The 13,802-nt window shown below is 61.2% G+C and carries 11 protein-coding genes; 3 read left to right on the top strand and 8 right to left on the bottom strand.

Annotated features, from left to right (window positions below; genetic code table 11):
* Positions 1–25: 25 nt before the first annotated feature.
* On the top strand, positions 26–1,528 hold the full coding sequence (locus PSH80_RS12125; protein ID WP_057959759.1) for an ATPase domain-containing protein: 1,503 nt from the start codon (positions 26–28) through the stop codon (positions 1,526–1,528).
* The gene (locus tag PSH80_RS12120) at positions 1,525–3,195 is read left to right on the top strand and encodes a response regulator (protein WP_305420341.1); all 1,671 of its coding nucleotides are present in this window, start codon (positions 1,525–1,527) and stop codon (positions 3,193–3,195) included. Before PSH80_RS12125 ends, PSH80_RS12120 begins: the two co-directional genes overlap by 4 nt.
* A 130-nt stretch (positions 3,196–3,325) precedes the next feature.
* Here the strand turns inward: PSH80_RS12120 and PSH80_RS12115 are convergent, their stop codons facing one another.
* The 5 genes from PSH80_RS12115 to PSH80_RS12095 form a co-directional block, all read right to left on the bottom strand.
* Positions 3,326–3,703, bottom strand: a complete 378-nt coding sequence (locus PSH80_RS12115; RefSeq protein WP_057440084.1) for a response regulator — start codon at positions 3,701–3,703, stop codon at positions 3,326–3,328.
* A gap of 78 nt (positions 3,704–3,781) precedes the next feature.
* Positions 3,782–4,975 (bottom strand): hybrid sensor histidine kinase/response regulator, encoded by a 1,194-nt coding sequence (locus PSH80_RS12110; RefSeq protein WP_057440083.1) that lies wholly within the window; start codon positions 4,973–4,975, stop codon positions 3,782–3,784.
* Entirely contained in the window at positions 4,969–5,574 is a 606-nt protein-coding gene (locus PSH80_RS12105) for a chemotaxis protein CheB (protein ID WP_057959762.1), read from the bottom strand. Before PSH80_RS12105 ends, PSH80_RS12110 begins: the two co-directional genes overlap by 7 nt.
* Positions 5,571–6,386, bottom strand: a complete 816-nt coding sequence (locus PSH80_RS12100) for a protein-glutamate O-methyltransferase CheR (RefSeq protein WP_057440081.1) — start codon at positions 6,384–6,386, stop codon at positions 5,571–5,573. The genes PSH80_RS12105 and PSH80_RS12100 overlap by 4 nt, the downstream gene beginning before the upstream one ends.
* Positions 6,387–6,401: 15 nt before the next feature.
* Complete coding sequence (locus PSH80_RS12095; protein ID WP_057959763.1) at positions 6,402–9,902, bottom strand: response regulator; 3,501 nt, start codon at positions 9,900–9,902, stop codon at positions 6,402–6,404.
* A 223-nt stretch (positions 9,903–10,125) separates the two neighbouring features.
* Between PSH80_RS12095 and PSH80_RS12090 the strand changes: the two genes are divergently transcribed.
* Entirely contained in the window at positions 10,126–10,488 is a 363-nt protein-coding gene (locus PSH80_RS12090) for a response regulator (protein WP_057959764.1), read from the top strand.
* A 123-nt stretch (positions 10,489–10,611) separates the two neighbouring features.
* Here PSH80_RS12090 and PSH80_RS12085 read toward each other — a convergent pair whose 3' ends face one another.
* The 3 genes from PSH80_RS12085 to PSH80_RS12075 all read right to left on the bottom strand — a co-directional run bounded on the left by PSH80_RS12085 (position 10,612) and on the right by PSH80_RS12075 (position 13,586).
* A complete protein-coding gene (locus tag PSH80_RS12085) occupies positions 10,612–11,283 on the bottom strand; it encodes a DUF3313 domain-containing protein (RefSeq protein ID WP_057959765.1) in 672 nt (223 codons plus the stop codon).
* Between the two features lie 141 nt (positions 11,284–11,424).
* On the bottom strand, positions 11,425–11,919 hold the full coding sequence (locus PSH80_RS12080) for a DUF934 domain-containing protein (RefSeq protein WP_169990074.1): 495 nt from the start codon (positions 11,917–11,919) through the stop codon (positions 11,425–11,427).
* The gene (locus tag PSH80_RS12075) at positions 11,916–13,586 is read right to left on the bottom strand and encodes a nitrite/sulfite reductase (RefSeq protein WP_305420337.1); all 1,671 of its coding nucleotides are present in this window, start codon (positions 13,584–13,586) and stop codon (positions 11,916–11,918) included. Before PSH80_RS12075 ends, PSH80_RS12080 begins: the two co-directional genes overlap by 4 nt.
* Positions 13,587–13,802 lie beyond the last annotated feature (216 nt).

The raw sequence follows: 13,802 nt of genomic DNA, 5'->3' as shown, positions 1-13,802 counted from the left end.
CTTATACGTGACCCGAGGGCACTTCTTGTCTACATCCAAAGAGCTGTTCACAGCAAAGGCGGCCACCGGCATTGAAGGTCTTGATGACATTCTTTCCGGGGGGCTATCGCGTAGCCATCTGTTCCTGCTCGAAGGTGAGCCCGGCACCGGCAAGACCACCGTGGCCCTGCATTTTCTCCAGGCCGGGGCCAAGGCCGGGGAACGATCGCTGTATATCACCCTGTCGGAAACCGAGCGCGAGCTGCGCCAGGGCGCCCAGTCCCACGGTTGGGAGCTGGATGAACATATCCATATCTTTGAACTGACCCCACCCGAAAGCCTGCTCAATGCCGAGCATCAGCAAAGCCTGCTGTACTCCTCCGACCTGGAGCTGGGCGAGGCTACCCGGCAGATTTTCGAGGTGGTGGAACGGGTCAAGCCGACCCGCGTGGTGATCGACAGCCTCTCGGAAATCCGCCTGCTGGCGCAAAGCTCGTTGCGCTATCGCCGGCAGATCCTGGCGATCAAGCACTACTTCGTGCGCTACGACGCCACCGTGCTGCTGCTGGATGACCTGACCACCGAATCCCTGGATAAGACCGTGCACAGCGTGGCCCACGGGGTGATCCGCCTGGAAGAACTGACCCCCAACTACGGCGCGGAACGACGCCGGGTCCGGGTGGTGAAGTACCGGGGCCAGAAGTATCGCGGCGGCTTCCACGATTTCACCATTATGCAAGACGGTGTGCATGTGTTCCCGCGTCTGGTGGCCGCCGAGCACCGCGGTGGCTACAACCGGCAGACCCTGACCAGCAGCATTCGCGAGCTGGATGCGCTGCTGGGCGGCGGTATCGAGACCGGCTCCAGCACCCTGATCCTCGGCCCTGCCGGTACCGGCAAGTCGCTGATCTCGATGATCTTCGCCGCCGCCGCGGTGGCCCGTGGCGAAAAAGCCGCCCTGTTTATTTTCGATGAAGAGCTGGGCCTGTTGTTCGACCGCATGAACAACATAGGCATCGACCTGGCCGCCCTACAAGCCACCGGCAATCTGCTGATCGAGCAGGTGGACGCCGCCGAGCTGTCGCCCGGCGAATTTTCCCACCGGGTACGGCGCTGCGTGGATGAGCGCCAGATCAAGACCGTGGTTATCGACAGCATCAACGGTTACCAGGCGGCCATGCCCGAGGAAAACGCCCTGGTGCTGCACATGCACGAGCTGTTGCTGTACCTCAACCGCCGGGGCGCAGCGACCTTCATGACCGTGGCCCAGCACGGGTTGGTCGGCGACATGCAAGCGCCGGTGGATATCACCTATCTGGCCGACACCGTGATCCTGCTGCGCTACTTCGAAGCCCTGGGCAAGGTACGACGGGCCATTTCCATCATCAAGAAACGCACCGGCAGCCATGAGTCGACCATTCGCGAATACCGCATCGGCAGCCAGGGCATGACCATCGGCGAACCCCTGGAAGCCTTCCAGGGCGTGCTGCGCGGCGTCCCCACCTACATGGGTGCCGGCAACCCGCTGCTCAAGGATGAGCGCTTGTGAGCAGCCTGCCGGCCATTTCCGAGCGCGCGATCATTCTCGCGCCCTTGGGACGGGACAGCACGCTGGCGCTGATGATGCTCAACGAAGCAGGTTTCAGCGGTATTGCAACCCCCAACCTGTCATCGCTCTGCGATGAACTGGAACAAGGCGCGGGCCTGCTGATCATCGCCGCCGAAGCGTTGCATGGGGTCGGGCTGGAGCCGCTGCTGGAGTATCTGCAGCAGCAGCCGGCCTGGTCGGACCTGCCCATCGTACTGCTGACCCACCATGGTGGCACCGAACAGAACGCCTCATCGCACTTGAGCGCCAGGCTGGGCAACATCACCTTGCTGGAGCGGCCGTTTCACCCGGTGACCCTGATCAGTCTGGTGACCACCGCCCTGCGCGGGCGGCGACGACAGTACGAAGCCCGCGACCGCCTGATCGACCTGAGCCAGAGCGAACTGCGCCTGCAAAGCACCCTGGAAACCCTTGAACAACAAGTCGAAGAACGCACTGCGCAATTGCGCAGCAACGAAGAAGCCTTGCGCCAGTCACAAAAAATGGAAGCCGTCGGCCAATTGACCGGCGGCATCGCCCACGACTTCAATAACATGCTCACCGGGATTATCGGCAGCCTGGAGCTGCTGCGCCGGCGCCTGGCCCGGGGCCGCCTGGATGACCTCGACAGCCTGATCGACCTGGGTGTGACCTCGGCCAACCGCGCCGCCGGCCTGACCCACCGCCTGCTGGCGTTTTCCCGCCGCCAGTCGCTGGATTCCAAGCCGGTGGAGATCAACCAACTGGTGACCTCCATGGGCGAACTGCTGCAACGCAGCCTCAATGAAAGCATCGTGCTCGACATGCAGTTGAGCGGGCAGCTGTGGACCGCCGAAGCCGACCCCAATCAACTGGAAAGCGCCCTGCTCAACCTGGCCCTGAATGCCCGGGACGCGATGCCTGATGGTGGCCGGCTGGTGGTGGAAACCCGTAATCGCCACCTCGACAACGTGTTTACCGCCGCCTACGGCACTTTAACCCCCGGCGACTACGTGGAGCTGAGTGTCAGTGACACCGGCTGCGGCATGCCGGAAAACGTGATCAGCCGAGCCTTTGACCCCTTCTTCACCACCAAGCCCATCGGCCAGGGCACCGGCCTGGGTTTGTCGATGATCTACGGCTTCGCCCGCCAGTCCCATGGCCATGTGATCCTCCACAGCGAGGTCGGCAAAGGCACCACGGTGAGCCTGTTCCTGCCGCGCTTTGTCGGTGAAGTCACCGCCGATGTCCCCCTCGACTCGACCCTGCCGCCATTCGCCAACGCCGGTGAAACCGTGCTGATCGTCGAGGATGACCCGGCGGTACGGGTGCTGGTGAGCCAGGTGCTGAGTGAGCTGGGCTATGCCTTTGTCGAAGCCGCGGATGCTGACAGTGCGCTACCGATTATCGAATCCAGCCAGCGCATTGATCTATTGATCAGTGATGTAGGGTTGCCGGGGATGAACGGTCGCCAGTTGGCAGAGATCGGCAGGCAGATTCGCCCGGACTTGAAGGTGTTATTCATTACCGGGTATGCCGAGCATGCGGCGGTGCGCGGGGGGTTCCTGGATCCGGGCATGCAGTTGATCACCAAGCCCTTTACCTTCGACCTGCTGACGGCGAAGGTGCGGGAGATGATTGCGACGTGACACGGATGAGCACAGCGGGAGCCAGGCTCCCGCATCGCACAGCGATCAGGCAGCAGGTGCGCGTAGCACGCGGGCCTTGGTGAAGACGACTGCATGCTGATTATCGGCAAGCCAGTGCTGGTTTTTTACTTCACGCCAACAACCGTTGGATATGCTCCTGCAACGTATCCAGGTCAAACGGCTTGGCCAGGATCGGTGCATTGCGCGTAATCGGGCTATTGCAGTCGAGGATCTCCTGCGGATAACCACTGATAAAGATCACCTTCAGCTCCGGCCGCAGCTTGATCGCGGGCTCGGCAATCTGCACCCCGGAAATTCCGCCAGGCAGGCGATAGTCAGTCACCATCAAGTCCAGGTGGGGCTTGGAAGCGAGGATTTCAAAGGCCTGCTCGCCGTTGATGGCCTTCAGTACCCGGTACCCCAGGCCCGAAAGGTACTCGCCCAATACGAACATGATCGACTCGTCGTCCTCGACGATCAGTACAACATCTTGCGCATCTTCACTCATGGGAAGCCTTTGTCCGGTCAATTGCTGCTGATACGACCCTTGGGTCACGCAGAGGTTGCGTCTGGCTGACGATTGATTTCACGCCGCGCCCGCCAAAGGCAGGCACACACGGAACAATGCGCCCTCGCCTATCCGGCTCTCGACTTCAATCGTGCCGCCGTGGGCCGCAACGATCTGCTCAGAGATAAACAGCCCCAGGCCCAGCCCTGCCACCGCATGGTTGGCGGACACCCGCTCGAACTGCTGGAAAATCCGCTTCTGATTGTCTTCGCTGATGCCGATGCCGTGATCCCGTACTTCCACCCTGGCCTCGTCATGTTCGGCGTACACCCGCACCGTCACCGGGCTCTTGGCGCCGTAGCGCAGGGCATTGGTCAGCAAGTTGGAGACCACCTGCTCAATACGAAACTCATCCCACTTGCCCTCCACCGGCTGCGGCGCATCCAGTTGCACCGACGACTCGGCCGCTGCCACTTGTGGGGCAAAGTTCTCCAGCAGGTTGCGCACCAACTGCGCCAGGTCGAAATGCCCCGGGCGGATCGACAATTTGCCGGTGCGGATCCGCGAGACGTCGAGCATGTCTTCGATCAAGCGGATCAGGCTCTGGATCTGCCGCTCATCGCGGTCGACCATGGCGTGCATCTTGTCCAGGGTAAAGGCGGCGGCGTTGTCCCGAGCCAGGTGCATCTTGCGCAGCTGGGTTTCCAGGATCAGGCCGTTGAGGGGCGTGCGCACCTCGTGGGCGACGATCGACATGAAGTCATCGCGCATGCGCACCGCCTGCTCCAGTTCCGCCTGGGTCGCCTGCAGGCGGTTGAGCAACAGTTCCTGCTCGCGGCGACTGTGCTCCAGGGCTTCGACCTGCAGCTTCATGGCCTTGCTCTGGCGATACAGGTCGACGAACACATTGACCTTGCTCTTGACCGCATGGATGTCCAGCGGCTTGTGCAGGAAGTCCACCGCACCGCTCTCATAGCCTTTGAAGGCGTAGTTGAGCTCACGACCGGCGGCGCTGACAAACACGATGGGAATGTTCTTGGTCTTTTCGGTGCCGCGCATCATTTCGGCCAGTTCGAAGCCATTCATGCCGGGCATCTGCACGTCGAGAATGGCCATGGCGAACTCGTGCTCCAACAGCAGCGACAAAGCTTCGTCGGCACTCAATGCCTTGTAGACATGACGGTCCTCGCGCTTGATCAGCGCTTCAAGGGCCAGCAGGTTTTCCGGCAGATCGTCGACGATCAGCAGTTTGGCCTGGATAGTACTTAGCATGGGGAGGGTTCCAGGGAAGCCAGCAAATCGCCAATGCGGCTCAAGGTGAGAATATGGTCAGGGGTATGCAGCGCCAGGGCCGCCATGGGCATTACGGCCACCCGGGCCTCCGCGGGGTCCTGGATGACGGTGGTACCGCCGCGCTGCTTGACCTGGGCCAGGCCGCGCGCGCCATCCTGGTTGGCGCCAGTCAGCAGGATCGCCAGCAGGTTCGGGCCATAGGCGTCGGCGGCCGACTCGAACAGATAATCAATGGCCGGGCGGGAGTGATGCACGCGCTCTTCCTGGCTCAAGGACAGGCTGTGGTCATGCTCCACCGACAGGTGGTAGCCGGGGCTGGCAAAATACAGGGTGCCGGGCTGGATCGTTTCCTTGTCCCGGGCTTCTACTACCGGTATTGCCAGACGCCGATCAAAGACTTCTGCCAACTGGCTGCGACGTTCATCCGGCAAGTGCAGCACGGCGATGATCGGTAGGTTGAACCCTGGCGCCAAGGCCCCGAAAACACTCAGCAACGCCTCGACCCCGCCAGCGGAAGCGCCAACGACAATGGCTTGGACACCCGACACCAAGGCCGGGCTGGCAGCTGCTTCATTCATGATTTGCGGTAGATCCGTTCTTGCTTGACCAGGGGTTCGAACTGTTTGCTGTAGGCGGAGAAGTCCAGGGTTTCCTTACTGCCCAGCACCAGGAAGCCACGATGACACAGCGACTCATGAAACAATCCAAAGGCCCTATCCTGCAACTTTTTATTGAAATAAATCAGCACGTTACGACATGAAATTAATTGTGTTTCTGAGAATACGCTATCCGTCGCCAGGCTGTGGTCGGCGAACGTTACGTTCTCGCGCAGAGTCTTGTCGAAGATTGCGTAATCGTAGGCCGCCGTGTAGTAATCGGCAAACGACCGCTGCCCGCCCGCCTGCTGGTAGTTGTGGGTATAGGCTCGCACACTCTCCAGGGAGAAGATCCCCTGCTTGGCCTTTTCCAGGGAGCTGGGGTTGATATCAGTGGCATAGATGATCGTGCGTTCAAGCAGCCCCTCCTCACGCAGCAGGATGGCCATGGAGTACACCTCCTCCCCCGTGCTGCAACCGGCGATCCAGATCTTGATCGACGGATAGGTCTTGAGCAGTGGCACCACTTCCTGGCGAATGGCCAGGAAGTGCGACGGATCACGAAACATCTCGCTGACCGGAATGGTCAGGAACTGCAGCAACTGCATAAAGGCCGTGGGATCGTGCAACACCCGCTCCTGCAAGGCCGAAATGGTCTTGCAGTCGAACTGGCGCAAGGCATGGGCCACACGGCGCTTGACCGAAGCCCCTGAGTAGTCGCGAAAGTCATAGCTGTACTTGAGGTAAATCGCCTCGATCAGCAAGCGCAGTTCAATATCAGTACTTCGATCCACTTAGTGTATTTCCACTTAAATGCGTTCCATCTTGGGCAACCACACCCGGATCAGCGAGAACAGGCGGTCCAGGTCAATGGGCTTGGCCAGGTAATCGTTGGAGCCCGCCGCGAGGCAGCGTTCCTGGTCGTCTTTCATCGCCTTGGCCGTCACCGCGATGATCGGCAGCTTGCGCCAGCGCGGATCCTGGCGGATCAGGGCGGTGGCTTCGTAGCCGTCCATCTCCGGCATCATCACGTCCATCAACACCAGGTCGATGTCCTCGACCTCATTGAGTCTCTCGATGGCCTCACGGCCGTTACGGCCAATGACCACAATCGCGCCCTTGTGCTCCAGGGCGCTGGTGAGGGCGAAGATGTTGCGTACATCGTCGTCCACCAGCAGCACCTTGCGCCCCTCGAAGACCTTGTCGCGACTGCGGGCGGTCTTGAGCATCTTCTGCCGCTCCTGGGACAGCTGGGATTCGACTTTGTGCAAAAAGAGTGTCACTTCATCCAGCAACCGTTCAGGTGAACGTGCGCCCTTGATGATGATCGAGCGCGAATACTTGCGCAGCTCCGCCTCTTCGTCCCGGGTCAGGTTGCGCCCGGTGTAGACGATCACCGGCGGGAACGAACAGATATCCTCGGTGGCCATGCGCTTGAGCAACTCGTTACCGAGCATGTCCGGCAGCTTGAGGTCGATGATCATGCAGTCGTAGACCGTGCTGCGCAGCAGGTCCAATGCTTCCTGGGCGAAGCCGACGGCGGTGATTTCAATGTCTTCATCGCCGATCAGGCGGGCGATGCTCTCGCGCTGCAAGTCGTCGTCTTCCACCAGCAGGATGCGTTTGACCTTCTGCGTCAGCTTGGCCTCCAGGCGTGCAAACACGTCCTTGAGCTCTTCGCGGGTGGTGGGCTTGACGGCATAGCCGATGGCGCCCATATGCATGGCGGCCTCCACGCGATCCTCCACGGAAATCACATGCACCGGGATGTGGCGGGTCTCGGCGTGCTCCTTGAGGCGTTGCAGCACGGTGAGCCCGGAGTGGTCCGGCAGGCGCATGTCCAGCAGGATCGCGTCGGGCAGGTACTGCTCGGCGAGGTTGTAGCCCTCGTCCGCACCATGGGCCACCAGGCAGTGGTAGCCCAGTTCATGGGCCAGGTCGAAGAGGATCCGTGCAAAGTTCGGCTCGTCCTCCACTACCAGGATGCAACGGGTGGCGAACGGTGCCAGCTCGCGGTCGTCGGCAAAACGCGGGATCAATGCTTCGTCTGCCACCGGCAGCGGCGAAATTTTCACTGGCGCCACGGGTGCCGGGGCAACCGTCACGGCCCGCGACTGCTCGATAGCCGGCGCGTCTTCGTCGCGCTCCACATACTGCTCCGGCAGCACCAGGGTGAAGATACTGCCCTGGCCCGGCTCACTGGTGACATTGATATAGCCGCCAAGCAAGGTGGCCAGGTCACGGGAAATCGACAGCCCCAGGCCCGTACCGCCATAACGACGGTTGGTGGTGCCATCAGCCTGGCGGAACGCCTCGAAGATGCTTTCCTGCTGGTCCAGGGCGATGCCGATCCCGGAGTCGCGCACGGTAAAGGCAATGCCCTCCCCCGGCTGGCGGGAAATGGTCAGGCTGACCTGGCCCTTCTCGGTGAACTTGACCGCATTGGACAGCAGGTTCTTGAGGATCTGCTCCAGGCGCTGGCGGTCAGTGAACAGCATCAGTGGCGCGCCGGCCTGGACCTCCACCTGGAAACCCAGCTTGCGGTCGCTGGCCAACGGCTCGAACATCCCGCGCAAGCCCTCGGCCAGGCGCGCCACGCTGGTGTTTTCGGGGCGCATATCGAGCTTGCCGGCCTCGACCTTGGCGATATCCAGGATGTCGTTGATCAGGTTGAGCAGGTCGTTACCCGCCGAGTAGATCGACTCGGCAAACTTGACCTGTTCGGCGCTGAGGTTTTCCTCGGAGTTCTCCGCCAGCAACTTGGCCAGGATCAGCGAGCTGTTGAGCGGCGTACGCAGCTCATGGGACATATTGGCCAGGAACTCGGACTTGTACTTGCTCGAGCGCTGCAACTCATCGGCGCGCTCCTCCAGCTCGACCTGTACGCGATTGAGCTCGACGTTCTTGCGGTCCATGGCGTCGCGCTGGTCGGCGAGGATCTGGGTCTGATCGGCCAACTGTTCGTTGGTCTGTTCCAGCTCGGCCTGCTGGGTTTCCAGGTGGGCCTGGGACTCCTTGAGGATGCGCGACTGCTCTTCCAGCTCCTCGTTGGCGGTCTTGAGCTCTTCCTGCTGCACTTGCAGCTCTTCATTGAGCTGCTGGGTCTCGGCCAGTACTTCCTGCAGGCGCTGGCGATAGCGCGCCGCCTCGATGGACGTGCCGATATTGCCGGCGATCAGCTCCAGCAGCTCCACATCGCGCTCGTCCAGTGCGCGCAGAAAGCCCAGCTCGATCACCCCGTTGACCCGATCATCATCGCTGGTCGGCACCACCAGCACGCTGCGCGGTGCGCCATCGCCCAGGCCGGAACTGACCTTGAAGTAGTCCACCGGCACATCATCCAGGCGAATCAAGCGATGCTGCTGGGCAGCCTGGCCGACGATGCCCTCGTCGCGGTAGATCGCCTGCTCCTGCTGCTCCTGCTCACGGGAGAAGCCATACGTCGCCACGCGCTTGAGGCCACCGTGCTCCTCGCGCACATACAGCGCGGCCACCACCGAGCCCATGTATTGGGCACAGAACTGCAGGATATTGCGCCCCAGCAGGTTCAGGGTCAGTTGGCCAAGCACCTGTTCGGCCAGCTCGGTCTGGCCGTTGCGCAGCCAGGCCTGCTGTTCCAGGCGCTTGGCAATCTTCATCTGCGAGGCCAGGTTGGCACTGTAACTGTCTGAAAGAGCTAATAGATTCTTCCTTCCGACATAGGCCAGGAAGCCGCTCAAGCCCAACACGAACAGCAAGTAAACCGCCACGCTGAATACCGTGGTGCGGGTCACGTCCTTATTACGCTCGAGCCGGAACTGCTGCTCCATGGCAATCGCTGCGTCGTATTCCTTGCGGATCTCGTCGGTCAGACGCTTACCCCGCCCGGCCTTCACCGCGCCACGGTAGTCGCCGTTTTGCCGTTGCATGTCGATCATCGTCTGGGCGTAGTTGTTCCACTCCAGCTGCAATGACTCCAGGCGCTTGAGACGATCCACTTGCTGGGGGTTATCCGCGACCAACGACTGCAAATTGCGCAGATCGGAAATGATCCGCGGCTTGGCCACCTCGTAGGGGTCGAGGAAATGCTCGTCGCCGGTAATCAGGAACCCGCGCATGCCGGTTTCCTGATCCACCGTCAGTTTTGCGGTCTCATTAAGGTTATTGATCACCCGGTCCGTGTGTTCCACCCACTGGATCACCGACAACAGATAGGTGATCAGGCACACGAAAAACACCGCGCTGAGCACGCCCACACCCAACGGCAAAGCCACGTTGCGGCTCAGGAGTTTGCGGAAGCTGTTTTCATCGACTGACGAAGCGGGAGTCATGGGCGTGCCTTGGCCAAGTGCGGAAAAACCGGAAGTTTGCCCCAAAATCGACCACAAGGGCTATGTTTCTGCCGTATTTCAACGACACAGCCAGGACATCAAGCCTGATTATCGGCACAATGCCCGCCCTGTTTCGGGAACTTGCCGGGATCGACGCAACTCACTAGAGGATGGTCTTTCAACTGCTCAAGACCTGTACCTCCACTATCTGGGAACCCTCACTATGTCCGCAGCCTCCACCATCCTTGTCGTCGAAGACGACGCCATCGTGCGCATGTTGATCGTCGATGTGCTCGAAGAACTGGAGTTCAAGGTGCTTGAGGCGGCAGACGCCGAAGCGGCGCTGGCGTTCTTGGAAGACAGCGCCCATGTGATCGACCTGATGATGACCGACTGGGGCCTGCCGGGCATGAATGGCAAGGAACTGGCGGATAAAACCTGCACATTGCGCCCAGCCCTGCCCATCCTGCTTGCCAGTGGCTATGCCGAAAACATTGAGTTGCCTGCCGGTGTGCAGATGATTGCCAAGCCGTTCTCCATTGAGCAACTGCGCGACAAAGTCAAAGGCATGCTGGTGGGCGGCTGATCGCACCCAGGTGTCCGTAGGCGGCCTTGTTGTGGCGAGGGGGCTTGCTCCCGCTGGGGCGCGAAGCGACCCTGAAACGAGACTGGGGCCAGCCCGCTCGCCACAAGCCACTGTTCGCGCTCGCTATTTGGCCTTGAACTTGGAGTAGGACTGGTGCAAATCAGCCGCCCAGCCGTCTATCACCCCCTTCACGTCAGCCGCTTTCATGACCTGGCTATCGTTCTCCAGCGGCTTGCCAGTGCCTTTGCGCACAACCTGGGCAAGCACCCGCCCACTGCCACCATCGAGAAACTGCGCCTCGGTGCCCAAGGTGGTTTCCTGGTCGCGAATCCCCGTGCCGGTACTCACCGCTGCTGCCACCAAGGCCACCGGAATGAACTCATAGGGCTTGAGGCCTTCAGTCTTGCGACTGACCGCCGTGATCGCCGCCCGTACCACGATCACCCCGGGGCCCGGAGCGCTGGCCAGTGGCAGTGACTTGACCAGCTCACGCTTTAGCGCCTGGTTGTAGTACTCGTTGATGCTGCGCAAGGTGTCTTCGGGGATTTGCGCCGTGGCTTGGGGCTTGGGGAAAAACTGGGTCGGTTCGATATACACCGAGGTGTAGCGCTTCAGATTCAGCTTGGGATCGACCCAGCGCATCACCTCTACGCCCGATGGCGACTTGGCTTCCTTCAACTGGCTGTAGTCCGAAAGAAACCCCGAATACTCGTCCGGCTGTGGGACTTTACTCGCGCAACCGGCCACCCCGAGTGAGGCAATACACAACGCACTGATCATCAGCCCTAGCTTCATGGCGCAACTCCTTGGCGTTTATCGCCGAAACGTGAAGTTACAGGTATAGCCAATTCCTCAGAAATAACCTGCCTCCAGCCCCCCAGTGCGGGTTATTTCGCAGCTTCGATTTGCCCCGCAGTTGGGCGCTCCTGCTTAACCTCAGCGCCGCCGAAACAGCGGCCGCGGCTCAATCACCGAGCGGCCATAGCTCACACTCATGCCCGCCAGGCCCTTGAGCGCGTCAGCGGCCGACTTGTCCTCGCGCACGGCGAACCCATCGAAGCCACACTGGCGCATATGGCTGAGCTGGTCGCGCAGCACATCCCCCACCGCCCGCAACTCACCCTGCCAGCCCAGGCGGGTGCGCAGCAGGTAGGCCTGGCTGTAGGCTCGGCCATCGCGAAAGCTGGGGAAGTCCAGGGCAATCAGCGGCAGCACATCCAGCCACGGCTGCAGGTGTTCCACTTCATCATCCGGGCCGAGCCACACCGCGTCCTGTGGCGGGTCTGGCGCAATGCGCCGGCTCAGCCACAGGACCAGCGGCAGAATCAGCGCCCCCTCGGGCAGCGCTACTTGTGCATCGCGCACCAGGGTCCAGGGGTCATCGTGCTTGATACGCGCCACGCCCTGTTCCAGGCTCAACAGATTGTTCATGCCGGTTGCACCACGCTGCCATACACCCGCTCCTTGAACGGCTCCAGGCCGATGCGTTGCACGGTGTCGATAAAGGGCTCGTCACTCTCCCGGTAGCGGACGTAGGTGGCGATCAGGCGGGAGATCACATCCGGGATTTGTGCCGCACTGAACGCTGGGCCAATCACCTTGCCCAGCGCGCTGGCCTTGCCCTGGGCACCGCCCAGGGTGATCTGGTACCACTCGCTGCCATTTTTATCGACCCCCAGGATGCCGATATTGCCGATATGGTGATGCCCACAGGCATTGATGCAGCCGGAGATGTTCAGGCTGATATCACCCAGGTCATGCAGGTAGTCGAGGTTGTCGAAGCGCTGCTGGATCGCCTGGGCGATGGGGATCGACTTGGCGTTGGCCAGGGCACAGAAGTCGCCGCCCGGGCAGGCGATGATATCGGTCAGCAAGCCGACATTGGCGCTGCCCAGGCCCTGCTCGCAGGCCAGGGTCCACAAGGCATGCAGTTGCGCCTTGGGTACGTCCGGCAGCACGATGTTCTGTTCATGGGCGGTGCGGATTTCACCGAAGCCGAACTGTTCGGCCCACTGCGCCACGGCGTCCATCTGCGCGGCACTCACGTCGCCCGGCGGCGCGGCGATCCCCGGCTTGGTGGACAGCACCACACTGGTGTAGCCGGGTACTTTGTGGGGCTGCACATTGCGTGTCACCCAGCGTGCGAACGCCGGGCTGTCGGCCATGTGCGTGCCAAAGTCCAGGTCGGTATCGGGCAGGGCCTGATAGTCCGGCGGTACAAAGGCCGAGGCCACGCGCTGGTACTCATCCTCGGTCAATTGCGCCGGGCCATCGCGCAGGTGCTGCCACTCCTCCTCCACTTCCTGGGAAAACGCCTCGATACCCAGGGCCTTGACCAGGATCTTGATCCGCGCCTTGTATTTGTTATCGCGCCGACCATGGCGGTTGTACACGCGCAGGACCGCTTCGACGTACGACAGCAGATGCTGCCAGGGCAAGCCATCGCGAATCTGCAAGCCGAGGATCGGCGTGCGCCCGAGGCCACCGCCCACCAGCACGCGCAACAGCATCTGGCCGTCGGCGTCCTGATATAGATAAAGGCCGATGTCATGCATCATGATCGCCGCCCGGTCCTGGCGCGCCGAGCAGATGGCGATCTTGAACTTGCGCGGCAAAAACAGGAATTCGGGGTTGATGGTCGACCATTGCCGCAGGATCTCTGCGAGCGGGCGCGGGTCCAGCAGTTCGTCGGCGGCCACCCCGGCAAAGGCTTCGGTGGTGATGTTGCGCACGCAGTTGCCCGAGGTCTGGATCGCATGCATGTCGACTTCGGCCAGGCGCTGGAGGATGTCGGGCACCTGCTGCAACTCGATCCAGTTGAACTGCATGTTCTGGCGCGTGGTGAAGTGGCCGTAGCCGCGGTCGTAATCCCGGGCAATGCTCGCCAGGGTGCGCAGCTGCTGCGCACCGAGGGTGCCGTAGGGAATCGCCACCCGCAGCATATAGGCATGCTTTTGCAGGTACAGGCCGTTTTGCAGGCGCAGCGGCAGGAATTCCTCTTCGCTCAAGTCGCCAGCGACAAACCGTTCGACCTGATCACGAAACTGCGCCACACGCTCGAAGACCAGAGCCCGGTCGTACTCATCGTACCGATACATCTCGCTACCTCATCATGGCTGACCGCGCTCGACGGCAGCGGTTTCTATGGGGGCGACTATGCACCTACAGCTCAAGACGTCACAGATTCAGCTAAAAACTAAAAAACCATATCAGCCACGGAATACCCCATGTTTTAAGGGATAGACTCTGATCCGTATTAATGTAGTTTTTCTGAGCCTGTTTTGTTTTTCATGGATTTCCTACAGTGCCCGGGA

The sequence above is a fragment of the Pseudomonas sp. FP818 genome, assembly GCF_030687335.1.
GTDB lineage: Bacteria > Pseudomonadota > Gammaproteobacteria > Pseudomonadales > Pseudomonadaceae > Aquipseudomonas > Aquipseudomonas shahriarae.
This window is presented reverse-complemented; position numbering and strand designations above follow the sequence as displayed.

What these genes read in the sequence shown, in the direction of transcription:
- PSH80_RS12115 (WP_057440084.1), bottom strand. Translation starts at nt 3,703, where the DNA reads ATGAGTGAAGATGCGCAAGATGTTGTACTGATCGTCGAGGACGACGAG.
- PSH80_RS12110 (WP_057440083.1), bottom strand. Translation starts at nt 4,975, where the DNA reads ATGCTAAGTACTATCCAGGCCAAACTGCTGATCGTCGACGATCTGCCG.
- PSH80_RS12105 (WP_057959762.1), bottom strand. Translation starts at nt 5,574, where the DNA reads ATGAATGAAGCAGCTGCCAGCCCGGCCTTGGTGTCGGGTGTCCAAGCC.
- PSH80_RS12095 (WP_057959763.1), bottom strand. Translation starts at nt 9,902, where the DNA reads ATGACTCCCGCTTCGTCAGTCGATGAAAACAGCTTCCGCAAACTCCTG.
- PSH80_RS12090 (WP_057959764.1), top strand. Translation starts at nt 10,126, where the DNA reads ATGTCCGCAGCCTCCACCATCCTTGTCGTCGAAGACGACGCCATCGTG.
- PSH80_RS12085 (WP_057959765.1), bottom strand. Translation starts at nt 11,283, where the DNA reads ATGAAGCTAGGGCTGATGATCAGTGCGTTGTGTATTGCCTCACTCGGG.
- PSH80_RS12080 (WP_169990074.1), bottom strand. Translation starts at nt 11,919, where the DNA reads ATGAACAATCTGTTGAGCCTGGAACAGGGCGTGGCGCGTATCAAGCAC.
- PSH80_RS12075 (WP_305420337.1), bottom strand. Translation starts at nt 13,586, where the DNA reads ATGTATCGGTACGATGAGTACGACCGGGCTCTGGTCTTCGAGCGTGTG.